Source organism: Catellatospora sp. IY07-71 (assembly GCF_018326265.1).
GTDB lineage: Bacteria > Actinomycetota > Actinomycetes > Mycobacteriales > Micromonosporaceae > Catellatospora.
This window is the reverse complement of record NZ_AP023360.1, coordinates 2,590,447-2,606,661: the sequence shown is the minus strand read 5'-3', so window position 1 is coordinate 2,606,661 and position 16,215 is coordinate 2,590,447. Positions and strand designations below refer to the sequence as shown.

At 72.6% G+C, this 16,215-nt stretch carries 16 protein-coding genes; 4 read left to right on the top strand and 12 right to left on the bottom strand.

The annotated features are described in order from the left end of the window. Positions 1-246: 246 nt before the first annotated feature. From CS0771_RS11780 to CS0771_RS11765, 4 genes are all read right to left on the bottom strand, one after another. Positions 247-936, bottom strand: a complete 690-nt coding sequence (locus CS0771_RS11780; protein WP_212841015.1) for an ABC transporter ATP-binding protein — start codon at positions 934-936, stop codon at positions 247-249. Between the two features lie 285 nt (positions 937-1,221). Continuing rightward, complete coding sequence (locus CS0771_RS11775; protein ID WP_212841014.1) at positions 1,222-1,821, bottom strand: HAD family hydrolase; 600 nt, start codon at positions 1,819-1,821, stop codon at positions 1,222-1,224. Further along, the gene (smc, locus tag CS0771_RS11770; RefSeq protein WP_212841013.1) at positions 1,818-5,357 is read right to left on the bottom strand and encodes a chromosome segregation protein SMC; all 3,540 of its coding nucleotides are present in this window, start codon (positions 5,355-5,357) and stop codon (positions 1,818-1,820) included. Before smc ends, CS0771_RS11775 begins: the two co-directional genes overlap by 4 nt. A 319-nt stretch (positions 5,358-5,676) precedes the next feature. Further along, the gene (locus CS0771_RS11765) at positions 5,677-5,871 is read right to left on the bottom strand and encodes a hypothetical protein (protein ID WP_203751157.1); all 195 of its coding nucleotides are present in this window, start codon (positions 5,869-5,871) and stop codon (positions 5,677-5,679) included. A 238-nt stretch (positions 5,872-6,109) separates the two neighbouring features. On the opposite strand from CS0771_RS11765, the gene CS0771_RS38680 reads away from it, so the two are divergent. The 3 genes from CS0771_RS38680 (at position 6,110) to CS0771_RS11750 (ending at position 8,217) form a co-directional block, all read left to right on the top strand. Then, complete coding sequence (locus CS0771_RS38680; protein ID WP_244870736.1) at positions 6,110-6,919, top strand: CAP domain-containing protein; 810 nt, start codon at positions 6,110-6,112, stop codon at positions 6,917-6,919. A 78-nt stretch (positions 6,920-6,997) separates the two neighbouring features. After that, a complete protein-coding gene (locus CS0771_RS11755; RefSeq protein ID WP_212841012.1) occupies positions 6,998-7,624 on the top strand; it encodes a spherulation-specific family 4 protein in 627 nt (208 codons plus the stop codon). Between the two features lie 5 nt (positions 7,625-7,629). Beyond that, a complete protein-coding gene (locus tag CS0771_RS11750) occupies positions 7,630-8,217 on the top strand; it encodes an endo alpha-1,4 polygalactosaminidase (protein ID WP_212841011.1) in 588 nt (195 codons plus the stop codon). Positions 8,218-8,487: 270 nt separating this feature from the next. Here CS0771_RS11750 and mutM read toward each other — a convergent pair whose 3' ends face one another. The 8 genes from mutM to rsmD all read right to left on the bottom strand — a co-directional run bounded on the left by mutM (position 8,488) and on the right by rsmD (position 14,194). Next, positions 8,488-9,342 carry a bifunctional DNA-formamidopyrimidine glycosylase/DNA-(apurinic or apyrimidinic site) lyase gene (gene mutM / locus CS0771_RS11745; RefSeq protein ID WP_212841010.1) on the bottom strand — a complete coding sequence of 285 codons (855 nt, stop codon included), beginning with the start codon at positions 9,340-9,342 and terminating at the stop codon, positions 8,488-8,490. A gap of 25 nt (positions 9,343-9,367) precedes the next feature. Next, complete coding sequence (locus CS0771_RS11740) at positions 9,368-10,579, bottom strand: hypothetical protein (protein ID WP_212841009.1); 1,212 nt, start codon at positions 10,577-10,579, stop codon at positions 9,368-9,370. Next, a complete protein-coding gene (gene rnc / locus CS0771_RS11735) occupies positions 10,576-11,355 on the bottom strand; it encodes a ribonuclease III (RefSeq protein ID WP_212841008.1) in 780 nt (259 codons plus the stop codon). Before rnc ends, CS0771_RS11740 begins: the two co-directional genes overlap by 4 nt. 154 nt (positions 11,356-11,509) lie before the next feature. Further along, entirely contained in the window at positions 11,510-11,683 is a 174-nt protein-coding gene (rpmF, locus tag CS0771_RS11730; RefSeq protein ID WP_120318486.1) for a 50S ribosomal protein L32, read from the bottom strand. 87 nt (positions 11,684-11,770) lie between these two features. Continuing rightward, positions 11,771-12,361 (bottom strand): DUF177 domain-containing protein, encoded by a 591-nt coding sequence (locus tag CS0771_RS11725; RefSeq protein ID WP_212841007.1) that lies wholly within the window; start codon positions 12,359-12,361, stop codon positions 11,771-11,773. Positions 12,362-12,506: 145 nt separating this feature from the next. Further along, complete coding sequence (locus CS0771_RS11720) at positions 12,507-13,001, bottom strand: hypothetical protein (RefSeq protein ID WP_203751140.1); 495 nt, start codon at positions 12,999-13,001, stop codon at positions 12,507-12,509. A 109-nt stretch (positions 13,002-13,110) separates the two neighbouring features. Continuing rightward, positions 13,111-13,596, bottom strand: a complete 486-nt coding sequence (coaD, locus tag CS0771_RS11715) for a pantetheine-phosphate adenylyltransferase (RefSeq protein ID WP_212841006.1) — start codon at positions 13,594-13,596, stop codon at positions 13,111-13,113. A gap of 7 nt (positions 13,597-13,603) precedes the next feature. Further along, on the bottom strand, positions 13,604-14,194 hold the full coding sequence (gene rsmD / locus CS0771_RS11710) for a 16S rRNA (guanine(966)-N(2))-methyltransferase RsmD (protein ID WP_212841005.1): 591 nt from the start codon (positions 14,192-14,194) through the stop codon (positions 13,604-13,606). A 238-nt stretch (positions 14,195-14,432) separates the two neighbouring features. On the opposite strand from rsmD, the gene CS0771_RS11705 reads away from it, so the two are divergent. Then, positions 14,433-16,202, top strand: a complete 1,770-nt coding sequence (locus CS0771_RS11705; protein WP_212841004.1) for an LPXTG cell wall anchor domain-containing protein — start codon at positions 14,433-14,435, stop codon at positions 16,200-16,202. The last annotated feature ends 13 nt before the right edge of the window (positions 16,203-16,215 follow it).

Here is a 16,215-nt window from a genome sequence, read left to right as displayed (position 1 = left end):
CGCGGCCCGGTCGGGCGGTATGGGTGCCGTGGCGCCGCGGCGGGGGCCGCGCCGCTTCCGGCGGGTTCGGACGGTCGGGGGCTGGAACCACCATGCCTGGGCGGTCCGTCACTCCTGGCTTGCGGCGGTGGCTCCCGGGCGCGGCTACGACTCCTGGGTTTGGCTACAACTTGTGGGTTGTGGCTACAACTTTTGGGTTGTGGCTACGACTCCTCGGTTGTGGCCGGAGCCCGGGGATGGTGATGCTCACGGCCCTGGTGTCGCCGCCGGTGTGGCGGGAAAGCCGCGGACCAGCTCGGCCGCTCCGTCGAGCAGGTGCAGCTCGGCGTCGCAGGCCGCCGCGGCCTCCAGGTCGTGGGTGGCCAGCACGACGCACGCGCCCCGGTCGGCCTCGGCGCGCAGCAGTTCCAGCACCTTGGTGCGGTTGGCGGCGTCCAGCTCGCTGGTGATCTCGTCGGCGAGCAGCACCGCGCCCGACAGGGCCAGGCCGCGGGCGATCGCCGTACGCTGCTGCTGGCCGCCGGACAGCTCCTCGACCAGCTGGCCCGCCTGGGCCGACAGGCCGACCTGCTCCAGCGACTCGGCCGTGGCGCGGCGCGCGTCCTCCGGGGAGAAGCCGTTGGCGACGAGCACGACCTGCACGTTCTCGCTCGCGGTGAGGATGGTGGCCAGGCCGTTGTCCTGCGGGATCAGCACCACCCGGCGGGACACCGCGTCGTCGCGGTCGCGCAGCGGCCTGCCGTCGACGGCGACCGCCCCGGTGACCGGGCGCAGCACCCCCGCCATGGCCCGCAGCAGCGTGCTCTTGCCCGCGCCGGACGGGCCGGTCACCGCGAGCATCCGCCCCGCGGCCGCCGCCACGGAGACGTCGCGCAGCACCGGCGCGCCGGCCGTGTACTCCACCGTCACGCGGTCCACTACCAGCGACGACGTCATCGCCGCTCCTCTCGCCGGAACACTCGTCGATCTCGGGGATCGCGGGGCTCCGACGGAAACCGCTCTCTCGGCAGGCCGGAGAGGGTGGAACGTGGAGAATCCAGCGCCACGCCGCGTGATGGCGGCAGGGCGGGACGAGCCAGGTTCCGGGTCGGTGATCACCACGGTCCGGTAGTAGTCACGCGCAGCCTGACCACCGGGTTGTCACCGGGCCGAACCCGTTTCACATGGCGGGAGAAAGTTTCACGGACAACAGTCCACTCGTCACAGAGTGTGCCGCGGCGCTCACAGTCCCAGCGCGCCGCGCAGGTAGCGCAGATCGTCCGGGCCGTTCCAGCGCGCGGCGAGCAGACCGGCGGCGCGCGCGCCGCGGATGTTGCGGTCGGTGTCGTCCACGAACAGGCACAGCGAGGGTGGCGTCTCCAGCGTCCGGCACGCCTGGCCGAAGTACTCCCTGGCCGGCTTGTGCACGCCCATGTCCGCCGACGAGAACACCGCGTCGAAGGCGTCGCTCAGCCCGAACCGCGCCAGGTCGTCGTGCAGGTCGTCGGTCGCGTTGGTGGCCAGCCCGACCCGGCGCCCGGCCGCGCGCGCCTCCCGCACGAACGCCAGCACGGTCTCGTCCACGTACCCGCGGTAGGCGTCCCACTCGGTCAGCGCCGCCGCGGACGCGCCGGTGTGCTCGGCGATCGAGTCCAGCCACTGCTGCCGCGTGATGTGGCCGGTGATCGCCGGCAGCTGGCGCGCCCACTCCAGGCCGGACGCGAGCAGCGCGGCGGGCGCGATCCCGTGACGCGCCTCGAAGTCGCCGTACGCGGCCGCGTCGTGGTGCCGCAGCACGCCGTCGAAGTCGATCAGCAGTGCCTCGGCGGGCTTGCGCCTCACTCGGTCTCGCTCCTCAGTCGCTGGCTGATCACCTCGGTGACACCGTTGCGCATGGTCACGCCGTACAGGGCGTCGGCGACCTCCATGGTGCGCTTCTGGTGCGTGATGATGATCAGCTGGCTGCGCGAGCGCAGCTCCTGGAACAGGGTGATCAGGCGGCCGAGGTTGACGTCGTCGAGCGCCGCCTCCACCTCGTCCATGATGTAGAAGGGGCTGGGGCGGGCGCGGAAGATCGCGCACAGCATCGCCACCGCGGTCAGCGAGCGCTCGCCACCGGACAGCAGCGACAGCCGCTTGATCTTCTTGCCCGGCGGGCGCGCCTCGACCTCGACACCGGTGGTCAGCATGTTGTCCGGATCGGTCAGCACCAGCCGGCCTTCGCCGCCCGGGAACAGGATCGGGAAGACCACCTGGAACTCGCGCGCGGTGTCCTCGAACGCGGTGGTGAACACTTCCAGGATCCGGTCGTCCACGTCCTTGACCACGGTGAGCAGGTCCCGGCGGGTCGCCTTCAGATCCTCCAGCTGGTCGGAGAGGAACTTGTAGCGCTCCTCCAGCGCCGCGAACTCCTCCAGCGCCAGCGGGTTGACCTTGCCGAGCAGGGCCAGGTCGCGCTCGGCCTTGGCGGCGCGCTTCTCCTGGATGGCGCGGTCGTAGGGCTCCGGCTCGGCCAGATCCGCCGAGCCCAGCATGATCACCGGTACGCCGACGTGCGGGCCGTACTCGCCCAGCAGCGTCTCGACGTCGATGGAGAACTCCTCGGCGGCGCGCGTCTCCAGCTGCTCGATGCGCATCCGCTGCTCGGCGCGGGCCATCTCGTCCCGGTGCACCTCGGAGGTGAGCCGGTTCAGGTCGTCGCCCAGCCGCTTGCCCGCGTTGCGCACCTGCGCCAGCTCCGCCTCCCGGGCGGTCCGCGCCTCGGCCAGCTCGTCGCGCCGCTCGGCGGCCTCCTCCAGCGCCACGTTCAGCCTGGTCAGCACCTCACGGGTGCCGGACTCGACGGCCTTGGCCACCGACGCGCCGCGCTCCCGGGCGGCCCGGCGGGCGGCGGCGCGCTCCCGGGCGGCCCGCTCGGCGGCAGCCTGGCGCAGCAGCGAGTCGGCCCGGCCCGCGATCTGCGAGACGCGCTCCTCGGCGGTGCGCACGGCCAGGCGTACCTCGACCTCGTTCTGGCGGGCCTGCGGCACCAGCGCGGCGAGCTGGTCCCGCTCACCGGTGGACGGGTCCTCGTCGACCGGAACCGCCTCGGCGGCCGCCAGCCGCTCCTCCAGCTCGGCCAGGTGCATCAGGTCCTGCTCGCGGGCGCCCGCCGCCTTGTCCCGGGCCGCGCCCAGGCGCTGCGCCTCGGCCTGCGCGGACCGCGCCGCGGCGCTGACCTCGGCCAGGCGGCGGGCGGCCGCGTTGCGCTCGCCCTCGGCGGCGCGCTTGGCGGCGGCGGCCTCGTCGACGGTGCGCTTGCGGTCGGCGACGACCTCGCGGGCCTCGGCGATCTCCTCACGCAACCGGGCGGTCATCTCCTCGGCCGCGACCCGCTTCGCGCGGGCCTCGTCCACGGCCGCCTGGACCTCGATGTAGCTGGGCGCCTTCGACGAGCCGCCCGCGCCGGAGAACGCGCCGACCAGGTCGCCGTCGCGGGTCACCGCGCGCAGCGCCGGGTGGGCCGCGACCAGCGCCGCGGCGGCGGTCAGGTCGTCGACCAGCACCACGTCGCGCAGCGCGTGAGTGACGGCGGGGCGCACGCTGTCGGCGCAGCGCACCACGTCCAGCGCCCAGCGGGCGCCGCCGGGCAGCGCGACGTCGGGGCGGGACTGCGTGGCGGACGTGCCGATCAGCAGAGTGGCCCGTCCCGCATCCTGGATCTTGAGCAGGCGCATCGCCTCGGCGGCCTCGTCGACCCCGGCCACGGCGACCGCGTCGGCCAGCGCGCCCAGCGCCGCGGCCAGCGCCGCCTCGCACCCCGGCTCGACCGCGAGCAGCGACGCGACGCTGCCCAGCAGGCCCGGCACGTCAGCCGCGCGGGCCAGCAGCGCACCCGCGCCGTCCTTGCGGTTGAGGCCCAGCGCGAGCGCCTCCTCGCGGGCCTTCCAGCCGGTCGCCTCCTTCTCGGCGGCGCGCTCGGCGTCGGACAGCCGCTTCACCTCGGCGCTCGCGTCCTCGTGCGCGGTGACCGCGGTGGCGTGCCGGGTGTCCAGGTCCGCGTTGTCGCGGTCGGCGTCGGAGGTCTCCTCGGCGACCAGGTCCACCTGCTCCTGCGCCGCCTCGGCCCGCATCGCGGCGTCGTCGTACGCCGCGGCCAGGCGCTCGATCTCCTCGGCGGCGGTGGCGGTGCGCGCCCGAGCGGCGCTGACCTGCCCGCTGAGCTTGGCCATGCCCTCGCGCCGGTCGGCGATCGCCTTCACTGCGGCGACCAGCGCCCGCTCGGCGGCGGCGAGCTGGCGCTCCAGCTCCTGGCGGCGCTCGACGGCCTCGGCCAGGCGCACCTGGTCCTCGGCCAGCGCCTCGCGCAGCGACTCCTCCTGCTCGCGTACCGCCTCGGCCTCGGCCTCCAGCCGCTCGGGGTCGCGGCCCGGCCGCTCCTCCTCGGTGGGGGCGGACAGGTGCCGGTGCCGCTCGGAGGCGAGCTGTGCGGTGGAGCGGAAGCGCTCCTGCAGCGCGGACAGCTGATACCAGACGTCCTGGGCCTGGGTCAGCGCGGGCGCGTCGGCGGCGTGCTCCGCCTCCAGCGTGGCCAGCCGCAGCTGGACCTGCTCGTACTCCTCCTCGACCAGTTCGCGCCGGGTGCGCAGGGCCGCCTCGTCGGCGATCTCCTTGTCCAGCGTGGCGCGCAGCGTGAACAGGTCGTCGGCGAGCAGGCGCAGTCGCGCGTCGCGCAGGTCGGCCTGGATGGTCGCGGCGCGCCGGGCCACCTCGGCCTGCCGGCCCAGCGGCTTGAGCTGGCGGCGCAGCTCGTCGGTGAGGTCGTTGACGCGGTTCAGGTTGGCCTGCATCGCGTCGAGCTTGCGGAGCGCCTTCTCCTTGCGCTTGCGGTGCTTGAGGACGCCCGCGGCCTCCTCGATGAACGAGCGCCGGTCCTCCGGGCGGGCGTGCAGCACGCTGTCGAGCCGGCCCTGGCCGACGATGACGTGCATCTCCCGGCCGATGCCGGAGTCGGACAGCAGCTCCTGGACGTCCATCAGGCGGCAGGCGTCACCGTTGATCTCGTACTCGCTCGCGCCGTCGCGGAACATGCGGCGGGTGATCGAGACCTCGGTGTAGTCGATCGGCAGCGCGCCGTCGGTGTTGTCGATGGTGAGGGTGACCTCGGCCCGGCCCAGCGGCTGGCGGCCGGACGTGCCGGCGAAGATCACGTCCTCCATCTTGCCGCCGCGCAGCGCCTTGGCGCCCTGCTCGCCGAGCACCCAGGAGATCGCGTCCACCACGTTGGACTTGCCGGAGCCGTTCGGGCCCACCACACAGGTGATGCCCGGCTCCAGCCGCAGCGTCGTCGCGGAGGCGAAGGACTTGAAGCCCTTCACCGTCAGGCTCTTGAGGTGCACAGCGCTCCGAAATCGTTCAAAGGGCGTCCCGCCGGGCGGCGGGTGGCACATGCTATCGGGTCAAAGCTGCAGGGTACCCGGAGGAGAGGTCGTCTTTTCGGGGGACGCTGCCACCGGCGGCTGTTCTATGCCCCGCCGCCCGCGCCGTCATGCGCCCCGGCGGACAACGATCCATGCCCTCCGCGCGCTCCGGCGAGCGGGCGCCACGGGCATTAAAGAAGCGCGCCGCCACAGGAGTGGAGGCGCGCATAAGGACTGGTGCACCGTGGCGACTCGCCCTGTACGGCGGTCGGCCACGTCCCGCTCACGCGGGGATTGTTCAGGTAAGGGCCGGCTCGGCGATGCGGAAGAAGTCGTCCGCCTCGGCAGCGGCAGCCGCCAGGCGATCGTTCTCCGCACGCAACCGGGTTACCTCGAACTCCAGTGCCCGCACCGTGGCACGCAACCGGGTGACCTCGTCCAGCAGGCGCCGGTCGGGCGCTGCCGTGACGTGGCCATAGAGGGCCTTCGCCATATCGTCTCCTTGTGAAGCGCTGCCGGTTCGCCGGCCAAACGCGCGCCCAGTTATATTCGCGCTCCCGGCCCGTTGGCATCCGGCATGTTGCTCCGGATAATGCTGGCGAGCGCGGTCGGGCGCGACTGGCGACGTATCCATATTCCGCCGATCCGCCGGTGGCGTCAAGTTGCCCTGCCTCACAGGTCACAGAAGGTGTCGGGAGGCGACAAACCGCCCCGGCTGCTAGCGTCGGCGCGTGGCACCTCGTCGCCGGCACACCGGCCGGCATCGTGCTCCGCTGCGGATGTGGCCCGCGCTCACGGCCTCCGCGGCGATGCTGTCCATGCTGGTCGGCGGCGCGATGGCGGTGGGCCCCGCGCTCGACGCCGCCCCGGCGGGCTCCTCCGGACTCACCGCCCCGGGCGGCGTCACCGGCACCGGTCCGGGTCACCCGGTCACCACACCCGGCGTCACCGTTTCGGGTGAGCCCGGTGGTGTGCCGTCGACCACACCGGCCCCGTCGCCCACGGCGGTGACGGCACCCGTCGGCAGCGCGGTGCCGCTGCCTGCCCCGAGCCGCCCTGCCGCCGATCGGACCACCCCACCGCCCGCGCCGCGCCCAGCCGCCTCATCGACGCCCGCCCGGCCGTCGCCCCTGCCCACCCTGGAGAACTCTCGCGTCACCGAGCTGGAAGACCAGGTCACAGCCCTGATCAACCGGGAGCGGGACCGGGCGGGCTGCTCCCGGGTGCGCACCGACGAGCGGATGCGCACGGCCGCGCGCCGGCACAGCGCGGACATGGCCGAGCACGACTACTTCAGCCATACCGGCCGCAACGGCAGCAGCTTCGTGGACCGGCTCGCGGCCGCCGGCTACCCGCGGCGCGAGGCGGCCGGCGAGAACATCGCCTACGGCTACCCCACCGCGCAGTCCGTGGTCGACGGCTGGATGGCCAGCACCGGCCACCGCAACAACATCCTCGACTGCGACGCGCGCGCCACCGGGGTCGGCCTGGCCTACCAGGGGCGCACCACCTACTGGACGCAGGAGTTCGGCCGGGAATGAGGCCGGAGCCGCTCGGTCGGCTAGCCGACAGTCGCCCGCGGGCAGTCGCGGCGGCCCGACCTCGATCGTTGTACGGGCGTGACCCCCCTGCTGCCACTCACCGCACATCCGCACCTGCAGCCGGAGCTGTGGGCCGCGGTCGAGGCCGCCGGTGTCGGCGTGACCGTGCTGCTGAACATCGACGCCGGCCCCGGGACCGGGCTCGACCCGACCTGGACGGCGGCCACCACCCGGCTCGTGCGCGCCGGGGCGGGCCTGCTGGGCTACGTCGACCTCGCCTTCGGCGCGCGTCCGACCGAGCAGGTGCGGGCAGAGTTGGGCCGCTGGGCCGGCTACCCGGTCCGGGGCGTCTTCTTCGACCAGGCGCCGACCAGCCCGTACTCCGTCGGCCCGGTCGCCGTCGCGGTCCGCGCCGCCCGCCGGATCGGCTTCGACACGCTGCTGGTCAACCCCGGGCGGCCCACCGACTCGATCTACCGCGGGCTGGGCGCGGTGCTGTGCACGTACGAGGGCCCCTGGGAGCAGTACCGCCACGGCACCCCGGAGGGGGTACGCCCCGGCGACGCGCACCTCGTGCACTCCGTGCCGCTGGACCAGATCGCCGCCTGCCACGAGCTGATGCGGGGCCGGGGCGCCCGGTTCGGCCTCGCCGTGCACGAGGCGTCCATCCACGGCGCGCCCGCGGTCGTGCCGGTCTCGGTGTAGCGGCCGTGCAGGTCGCGGGCGTCCGGGTGCCGGTCAGCGCGGTCGTCGTGCTGGCCTGCGTCGCCTGTGCCGCCCCCACCCGGCCCGCCCACTGGTACGAGGCGCCGGCCCGGCCCGCCGTACCCGACAGCCTGCGGTGGCAGTGGGCGCTGACCGCACCCCCGCAGGTCACCGCCGCCGACGTGTTCGTCCTGGACGGCTTCACCACCGACGCGTCCCTGGTCGAGGACCTGCACGCCGAACGCCGCCGCGCGGTCTGCTACCTGCCGCTGGGCGAGGTGCGGCGCGGTCGGCCGGACGCCGCCCGCTTCCCCGCCGACCTGACCCGCCCCGACGGCCTGGTCCGCTGGGACGCCCCCGAGGCGCGGCTGCGGGAGCAGGTCACCCCGATCCTCACCGATCGCCTGCGCCTGTGCCGCGACAAAGGCTTCGACGCCGCCGCCCTGGACCTGCTGGCCGGCGCCCCCCGCAGCGTCGTCGACCACCTCGTCGACCAGGCCCACGACCTCTCCCTCCCCGTCGGCCTCCTCGACACCACCCACGACGACGCCGACCTCAAGGTCCCCGACGGCCCCGCCTACGGCCGCCCCTGACCAGCCGACCCACGCTCCCGGGTCACCCTCCCGCGCTGCGGCACGGCGAAGATCGCCGTCTCGTGTCAGAACCTGTGGCCAGACCACACCTTGTGACACAAACTCGCGATCAAGCCAGCCGCCCACCCTCACGGCCGCCCATGATCGCGTCGATCTTGCGCGAAGTGTTGCCCTTTTGGGCGGAATGAGCGTGTCGTACCCACAGTTCGCGCAAGATCGGCGCGGTAGAGGGTGGGTCCCCGCGGGGTGGCGGCGGTAACGGTGGCGGGGTTACGGGGTTATGGGGCGGGGGCGGGGTTGGCAGCGGGGGCAGGAGAAGGAGCTGCGGTTCATGAAGCTTTCGCGGCGGATCGGGGAGCCGCAGCGGGAGCATGGCTCGCCTTCGCGGCCGTAGGCGTTGAGGGAGCGGTCGAAGTAGCCGGATTCGCCGTTGACGTTGACGTAGAGGGCGTCGAAGGTGGTGCCGCCGACGGCGATGGCCTCGGACAGGACGTCGCGTACGTGGGTGAGCAGGCGTTTGGCGGCGGGGGCGGTCAGTTCGTCGCTGGGGCGTTCGCCGTGGAGTTTGGCGCGCCAGAGGGCCTCGTCGGCGTAGATGTTGCCCACGCCGGAGATCAGGGACTGGTCGAGGAGGGCGCGTTTGACGGCGGTGCGGCGGCGGCGCAGGGCGGCCAGGAAGTCCTTCTCGACGAAGGCGGGGTCGAGCGGGTCGAGGGCGATGTGGGCGATCTCGGCGGGCAGGGTCGCGCCGCCGGGCGACACGGCGAGGCCGCCGAAGGTGCGCTGGTCGACGAAGCGCAGCTGGGGGCCGCCGTCGGTGAAGTCGAAGCGGATGTGCAGGTGCTTCTCCTCGGCCGCGGTGGCGGGCTGCACGAGCAGCTGGCCGGACATGCCGAGGTGGCCGACGACCGCGTCGCCGCTGTCCAGCGGGAGCCACAGGTACTTGCCGCGGCGGCGGGCCTCGGTGATGGTGCGGCCGGTCAGCGCGTCGGCGAAGTCCTGCGCGCCGCCGGGGTGGCGGCGGATCGCGCGGGGGTGGCGCACCTCGACCGCGCCGATGGTGCGGCCCACCACCCAGCGCGCCAGGCCGCTGCGCACGGTCTCGACCTCGGGCAACTCCGGCATGACGCCACCTCTCCGCTCCGGCCGTTCAGATCGTGTACGGCCACACCGTGATCATGTGCGCGCCGAACCAGAGGCCGAACGCGCTCCACATCATGAGCAACACCACCGACGTTCCCGTCGACACCCGGGCCAGTCCCCGGGCCAGTGGCACGCAGCACAGCAGCAGCACCGGCACCAGCAGCCGGGGCTTGGAGTGCCAGTAGCCGGCCTGCCCCAGCACCAGCACCAGCGCGATCAGCCCGTACACCAGCAGCGGCGGCCAGACGCGCTCGCCGGCCGCGTACACCGCCAGCAGCAGGGCGACCACGATGAGCAGCACGGTGACGATCTCGACGACGCCCTCCCCGCCGAGCACGGCCGAGGCGATGAAGTCCAGCACGCCCTTGCCGAAGTCGAACGTGGTGCCCCAGCCCTTGGTCTGCACCGTGAACCAGGCGTCCCACTCGCCGACGCGCAGGCCGACCCACGCCAGGAACAGCGGCACCCCGGCCAGCGCGAGCCCGGCCGCCGCGACGGCCTGCGGCAGCTCGTACCGCCGCAGCGTGACCTCGCCCCGGCGGGACCGCCACCACAGCAGCAGCACGGCGACGGCCAGCGCCACGCCGACGCCGGCGCCGGTGGGCCGGGTCAGCGCCGCGCCGAGCCCGGCCAGGCCCGCCGCCCACCACACCCGTTCCTGCGCGGCCAGCAGCGCGCCCGCCACCAGGGCCAGGAACAGCGACTCGGTGTAGCCCATGCCGAGCACGACGGCCATCGGCTGCGCGCAGACGAGCACGACCAGGGCGTACCCGACGCGGCGCGACCACAGGCTGACGCCGAGCAGGTAGACCAGCACCCCGGCGGCCAGCGCGGCGAGATGGGCCGTCAACAGGGACGCGGCCTCCGGCGGCAGGCCCAGTGCCGTGCCGCCCCGCACGAGCAGCGGGAAGAGCGGGAAGAAGGCGAACCCGTTGCCGGTGATCTCACCGTCGCGGTAGGTGTAGCCGGACGGGTAGCCGTTGACGGCGACGTCGAGCAGCCAGCCGCCGTCCCAGAGCAGCAGCCGCTGCCACAGCGTCTTCGGAGAGTCCGGCGGGGACATCGCCCACACCGCGACCAGCTGGGCGCAGCGCAGCGCGGCCACCACGACGAACGCCGCGGCGACCCCGTGCAGGCCACCGGCCCGCCGCCACAGCCTCGGTTTGCGGCCGGCGTCTGTCGGCGGATTGTCGAGGTGGGCGGGGGCGGCCACCGTCATGTCTCCCGGGCCTCCGGATGCGAGGTGTCCACGGCCCGGTGCGACAGCACCTGCCAGGCCTCCTCGGCGGCCCGCTGCTCGGCGTCCTTCTTGGTCCGCCCGGTGACCCCGCCGAACCGCTCGCCGCCGACGACCGCCCAGGCGGTGAACATCTTGGCGTGGTCGGGGCCCTGCTCCTCGATGGCGTACTCGGGCACGCCCCAGCCGTGCGCGGAGGTCAGCTCCTGCAGGCTGGTCTTCCAGTCCAGCGACGCGCCGCGGCGCGCCGACTCCGCCATCAGCGGGTCGAACAGCGCGCGGACCACCTCGGCGGCCCGGTCCATGCCGTGCTCCAGGTAGATCGCGCCGAGCAGCGCCTCCAGCGTGTCGGCGAGGATCGACTCCTTGTCCCGCCCGCCGGTGGTCTCCTCGCCCTTGCCCAGCAGCAGGTGCGGGCCGATGCCGCCGTTGCCGAGGGAGCGGGCCACGCCCGCCAGGGCGCGCGAGTTGACCACGCTGGCCCGCAGCTTCGCCAGCCGGCCCTCGGGCAGGTCAGGGTGCGCGGTGTAGAGCGAGGCGGTGATGACGACGCCCAGCACGGCGTCGCCGAGGAACTCCAGCCGCTCGTTGGTGGGCAGCCCGCCGTGCTCGTACGCGTACGAGCGGTGGGTCAGGGCGCGTTCCAGCAGCTCCGGCGTGAGTGTCACGCCGAACGCGGCACCCAGGTCGGCCAGCGCGGCGGCGGCCTGCTCGGTCCGATCCGCCGAACGCGCCTCCTGCGAGGACTTCGAAGCCATCAAACCCACCCCTCTCGGCGGCTCAGGGGCGGCAGCGTCATGCGGTGCCCGCTCCGCGGGCTCCCTTCTGGTACGGCGACGTCGCCGGCTGGCGCTTGCCAGCCGGCGACGTGACGTTTCGCAGCTTCCCGGCGCACCGGGATCGCCTGAAGGCTCAGACCTCGAGGACCTGGCGGCCGTTGTACGTACCGCAGACGCTGCAGGCGGCGTGCGGCAGCTTGGCCGACTTGCACTGCGGGCAGGCGACGGTCGCGACCGCGCTCACCTTCCACTGCGCCCGGCGGTGACGGGTGTTGCTGCGCGACATCTTGCGCTTCGGGACTGCCACTGTCTTACTCCTCAGTAGTAGTCGGCTGGTCGCCGACCATTATCTCGGTACGGCCGCAGCCGTCTCCCACCCGGTTCGGCGAACCGATCAGGGCGCCGGCTCCGCCGGCTCGTCCGGCCCGGATGAGCCGGTCAGCTTGCTCAACTTCGCCCAGCGCGGGTCGATCTGCTCGTGGTGGTGATCCTCGGGCAGCTCGTCCCACCGCGCCCCGCAGTCGGGGCACAGGCCTGGGCAGTCCTCCCGGCACAGCGGATTGACCGGCAGCGCCAGCACGACCGCGTCCCGCAGCGTCGGCTCCAGGTCGATCATGTCGTCCTGCAGCCGCCCGACCTCGTCCTCATCGGTGGTCTCGTCCGTGGCGCTGTCCTCGTAGGCGAACAGCTCCTGGATGGTGACCGTGAGGTCGTAGCCGATCTCGGTGAGGCAGCGGCCGCACTCGCCCTCGACGGGGCCGGTGACGGTCCCGGAGACGAGCACTCCCTCGGTCACCGACTCCAGCCGCAGGTCCAGCGTGAGGTCGGCACCCTCCGGCACCCCGATCAGCTGCAGTCCCAGCTCGGCCGGAGCGGGGACCACCCGATGGAGGGTACGCATCGCACCCGCGCCTCGGGGCAGGTCCCTCGTGTCGAGGACGAGCGGTGCGCGGGGATCAAGATGCTTGGTCGAGTGCTCAGCCATGGCTTTCATCGGGAAGGCAGCGGGAATGCGGCCGTTGTCGCAGGCCGAGGTAGAAGATTACCCGAAGCGGCCCATGCTCGTCGAACGGGCCGGGCCGCGCGGCGGGTCCCGCCGGCCGCCGCGACGGTGCGGCGGGCCGGACGGGTCAGAACGGAAGGGGACGGTCGTCGTCGCCGGGGACGAACGAGCCGATCTCACGCAGCGCGTGCATCTTGTCGCGGCCACGCTCGATGGAGGCGAGCGCACGCGTCAGGAACTGCTCGAAGTTGCCCAGCGCGGTGTCGACGTACTCGTCGACCTCCTCGCGCAGGCGCTGCGCCTCGGCGCGGGCCTCGCCGACGATGCGCGCGCCCTCGTGCTCGGCCGAGACGGTGATCTCGTTCACAGAGACCAGGCGCGCGTGTTCCTGCTCACCCTCGTGCATGATGCGGTCCGCCTCACGCCGGCCGGCGTCGAGGATCTTGTCGCGCTCCTCGAGCAGCGCCGCAGCCCGGCGCAGCTCGCCGGGCAGCTCTGCCCGCAGCTGGTCCAGCGCGCCGATCAGCTCACCGCGGTCGACCATGCAGTTGCGCGACATCGGCACCGATCGCGCGGCCTCCACCATCGCGATGATGTCGTCAATACGGTCGAGTGGGTCCACCGACGGTCACTCCTTGTCCAGTGTCATGTCCACACCATGATGCGTCCCCGGGCCACCCCTGCGGCAGACCGGGGACCCCTGCGGCGAGTCGCCGCCGCGACCTGCGATTTCAGCCGCCGGCCGGGCGGAACTTCTCCAGGAGCCGGCGTTCCACCAGCTCGGGGACGAAGGAGGAGACGTCCCCGCCCCACTTGGCGATCTCCTTGACGAGGCTCGACGCCACGAACGAATAGAGCGGGTTCGTCGGCATGAACAGCGTCTCGACGCCGGACAGGCCGATGTTCATCTGGGCCATCTGCAGCTCGTAGTCGAAGTCGCTGACCGCGCGGATGCCCTTGACCACCACTTGGGCGTCGTTGTCGCGGCAGTAGTCCACCAGCAGGCCGCGGAACGACTCGATCCGGACGTTCGGCAGCGCCTTGGTGACCTCGCGCAGGATCTCGAGGCGCTCCTCGACCTCGAACAGGCCCTGCTTGTTCTGGTTGATCAGCACGGCGACGATGACCTCGTCGAAGAGCCGGGCCGACCGGTCGATGATGTCCAGATGACCCCGGGTGACCGGGTCGAACGACCCGGGACAGACCGCACGCCTCACTAGCCGCTCACCCTTCATCCGTGACGCCACTCTGCGCAACGGCGCGACCGTACCAAAGCGCGGTCTCGCCGTACCGGCGGCCGCGTTCGCCAGTGACGCCCTCCACCCAGGTGGGCTCGGGCGAGCGGCTGGACCGCTCCACGACCAGCACCGCGTCCTCGGCCAGCCAGCCGTGCCCGGCCAGCGCGGCCAGCACCCCGGTCAGCTCCGCCTCGGACAGGGCGTACGGCGGGTCGGCGAAGACGATGTCGTAGGCGCCGTCGGCCGGACCGGCGGCCAGCACCGTGCCCGCCTTGCCCGCGGCGACCCGGGCCGCGGCGCCCGCGCCCAGCACGGCGATGTTCTCCCGGATCACCCGGACGGCCTTGGCGTCCGACTCGACGAGCAGCACGTGCGACGCGCCCCGCGACAGCGCCTCCAGGCCGACCGCGCCCGAGCCGGCGAACAGGTCCAGCACCCGCGCCCCGGCGAGCTCGGTCATCGCGTCCAGGGCGGAGAACAGCGCCTCGCGTACGCGGTCGGAGGTGGGCCGGGTGTCCCTGCCGGAGGGGGCGTTCAGCCGGCGCCCGCCGAATCGGCCGGCCACGATCCTCGTCACGATCCCGACGCTACGGCATCCCCGTTCGGCGACCCCCGTGCACCGACCGGTGAACCGGATATGAACTGCTCGTGCGCGTAGCGCCACCGAAAGCACGGGTGTCACACAAATGCGATAACGATTCGGCAACGTTTCACGTTCCGGCTGGATGACGACTGTGTACCCCCGCGCGGGCTCCCCTAGGGTCAGGCGGTCGCTTCGCGCTTCACCCTCGTCCCACGAACCACATGGAGCACGTGTGAAACGTCCCCTCTTCCGCCGCCTGCTCGCCGTCACGGGCAGCGCCGCGCTCGGCCTCATGGGCGCGGTGGCCCTGGCCAGCCCGGCTCAGGCGCACCACACGACCATCTCCGGCGTCGCGCAGTGCACGCCCAACGAGTGGGTCATCACGTGGACCGTCGAGAACTGGGAAACGGACATGACGGCCACGATCGACGTGACCGCCGACCCGAACACTCCCATCACGAACATCGTCGACGGCGCGACCCTGCCGAAGAGCACCAAGAAGAACGGCAAGTGGACCTACGGCAAGCTGGTCGGCGAGCAGCGCGTGCCGCTGTCCACCGACGAGGCAGAGCTGACCGTCAAGGGCACCTGGACCAACGGCAACAAGGCCACCAACAAGGGCAGCGTCGACCTCGACGCCGACAAGTGCGGTGAGCACAAGGCCGGCATCACCGGCAGCGCGGTCTGCGACCCCGAGACCGGCAGCTGGAACGTCACCTGGCTGGTGTCCAACAAGCACTACACCGACGAGGCCACGGCCAGCGTCATCACCCAGAACGGCCCGGACTCGGAGCGCAGCGCTGTCAAGAAGGCCAACGGCCAGTGGCAGACCCTCGCCAACGAGAACGTCATCAAGGGCCTGAAGGACGGCGACAAGATCGCGGGCGGCAAGACCGTCGAGGCGACCCAGGTCGTCGAGGGCAGCGCCCTGGCCGCGCGGCTGAAGGTCGAGCTGGAGTGGAAGCGCAACCGCTTCCAGACCAAGACCGACACCGAGGTGCACGTCGTCAACTTCAGCGGCAGCTGCGTCAAGAACACTCCGAAGCCGAGCGTCACGTTCGCCTCGGACTGCACCGGCGTGGTGACGGTCACCCTGATCAACGGCGAGGGCGCCACCAAGGCCGCCTCGTTCGAGGTCAAGGGCGCGGGCGACTGGACCAGCGGCCCGGTCGAGGTCACCGCGGGCAACACGGTCGTGGTGACCGTGCCGGCCAGCGCGTCGTCCTCGATCACCGTGACGGAGAGCGGCAACGCGGTCGAGAAGGGCACCTACTCCTGGACCGACTCCCCCGCCTGCCACCCGGTCGAGATCACCAGTGACCAGACCTGTGACAAGCTCACCGTCACCATCACCAACCCGGCCGGCGGCGCCGAGGCGACCGTCGTGCTGACCCCGGTCGCGGGCTCCACCCCGGCCGCCAGCGAGCAGGCCCTCAAGGACCGTTCCGACGACGCGATCAGCAAGACCGTCGCGCCCGGCACCTCCGAGACGGTCGAGTTCGAGGTCGGCGAGAACGGCCTGGTCGTGCACGTGGCCGTGAACGGCGAGCAGCGCGGTTCGATCACCTGGGAGAAGCCGGCCGGCTGCGAGCCGATCGGCGGCGAGGTCACCGACACCTGTGAGGGCCTGGTCTTCGACCTGAACAACCCGCAGGACGGCAGCAAGACCGACGTCGTGCTCACCCCGAGCACCGGCGACGCCGTCAGCTTCACGCTGAACCCGGGCGACAGCAAGAAGGTCGAGTTCAAGGCGACCGGTGACGCGCTCAAGGTCACCGTCTCGCTGAACGGCAAGGTCGTGGACGAGGTCGAGTGGGTCAAGCCCGAGGGCTGCACCGAGCCCTCGCCGTCCCCGTCGGCGTCCCCCTCCCCCGAGCCGGGCCTGCCGGTGACCGGTACCAACGTCACGATCTTCGTGATCTCCGGTCTGCTGCTGGTCGCGCTCGGTTTCGCGGTCTACATGATGGCCCGCCGCCGTCGGCTGAACCTCACCGACGTGTGACGGTCACCTGACC

Excerpts from the sequence above, each read along its gene's own strand:
- CS0771_RS11780 (WP_212841015.1), bottom strand. The coding sequence starts at position 936 with ATGACGTCGTCGCTGGTAGTGGACCGCGTGACGGTGGAGTACACGGCC.
- CS0771_RS11765 (WP_203751157.1), bottom strand. The coding sequence starts at position 5,871 with ATGGCGAAGGCCCTCTATGGCCACGTCACGGCAGCGCCCGACCGGCGC.
- mutM (WP_212841010.1), bottom strand. The coding sequence starts at position 9,342 with ATGCCGGAGTTGCCCGAGGTCGAGACCGTGCGCAGCGGCCTGGCGCGC.
- CS0771_RS11740 (WP_212841009.1), bottom strand. The coding sequence starts at position 10,579 with ATGACGGTGGCCGCCCCCGCCCACCTCGACAATCCGCCGACAGACGCC.
- rnc (WP_212841008.1), bottom strand. The coding sequence starts at position 11,355 with ATGGCTTCGAAGTCCTCGCAGGAGGCGCGTTCGGCGGATCGGACCGAG.
- CS0771_RS11725 (WP_212841007.1), bottom strand. The coding sequence starts at position 12,361 with ATGGCTGAGCACTCGACCAAGCATCTTGATCCCCGCGCACCGCTCGTC.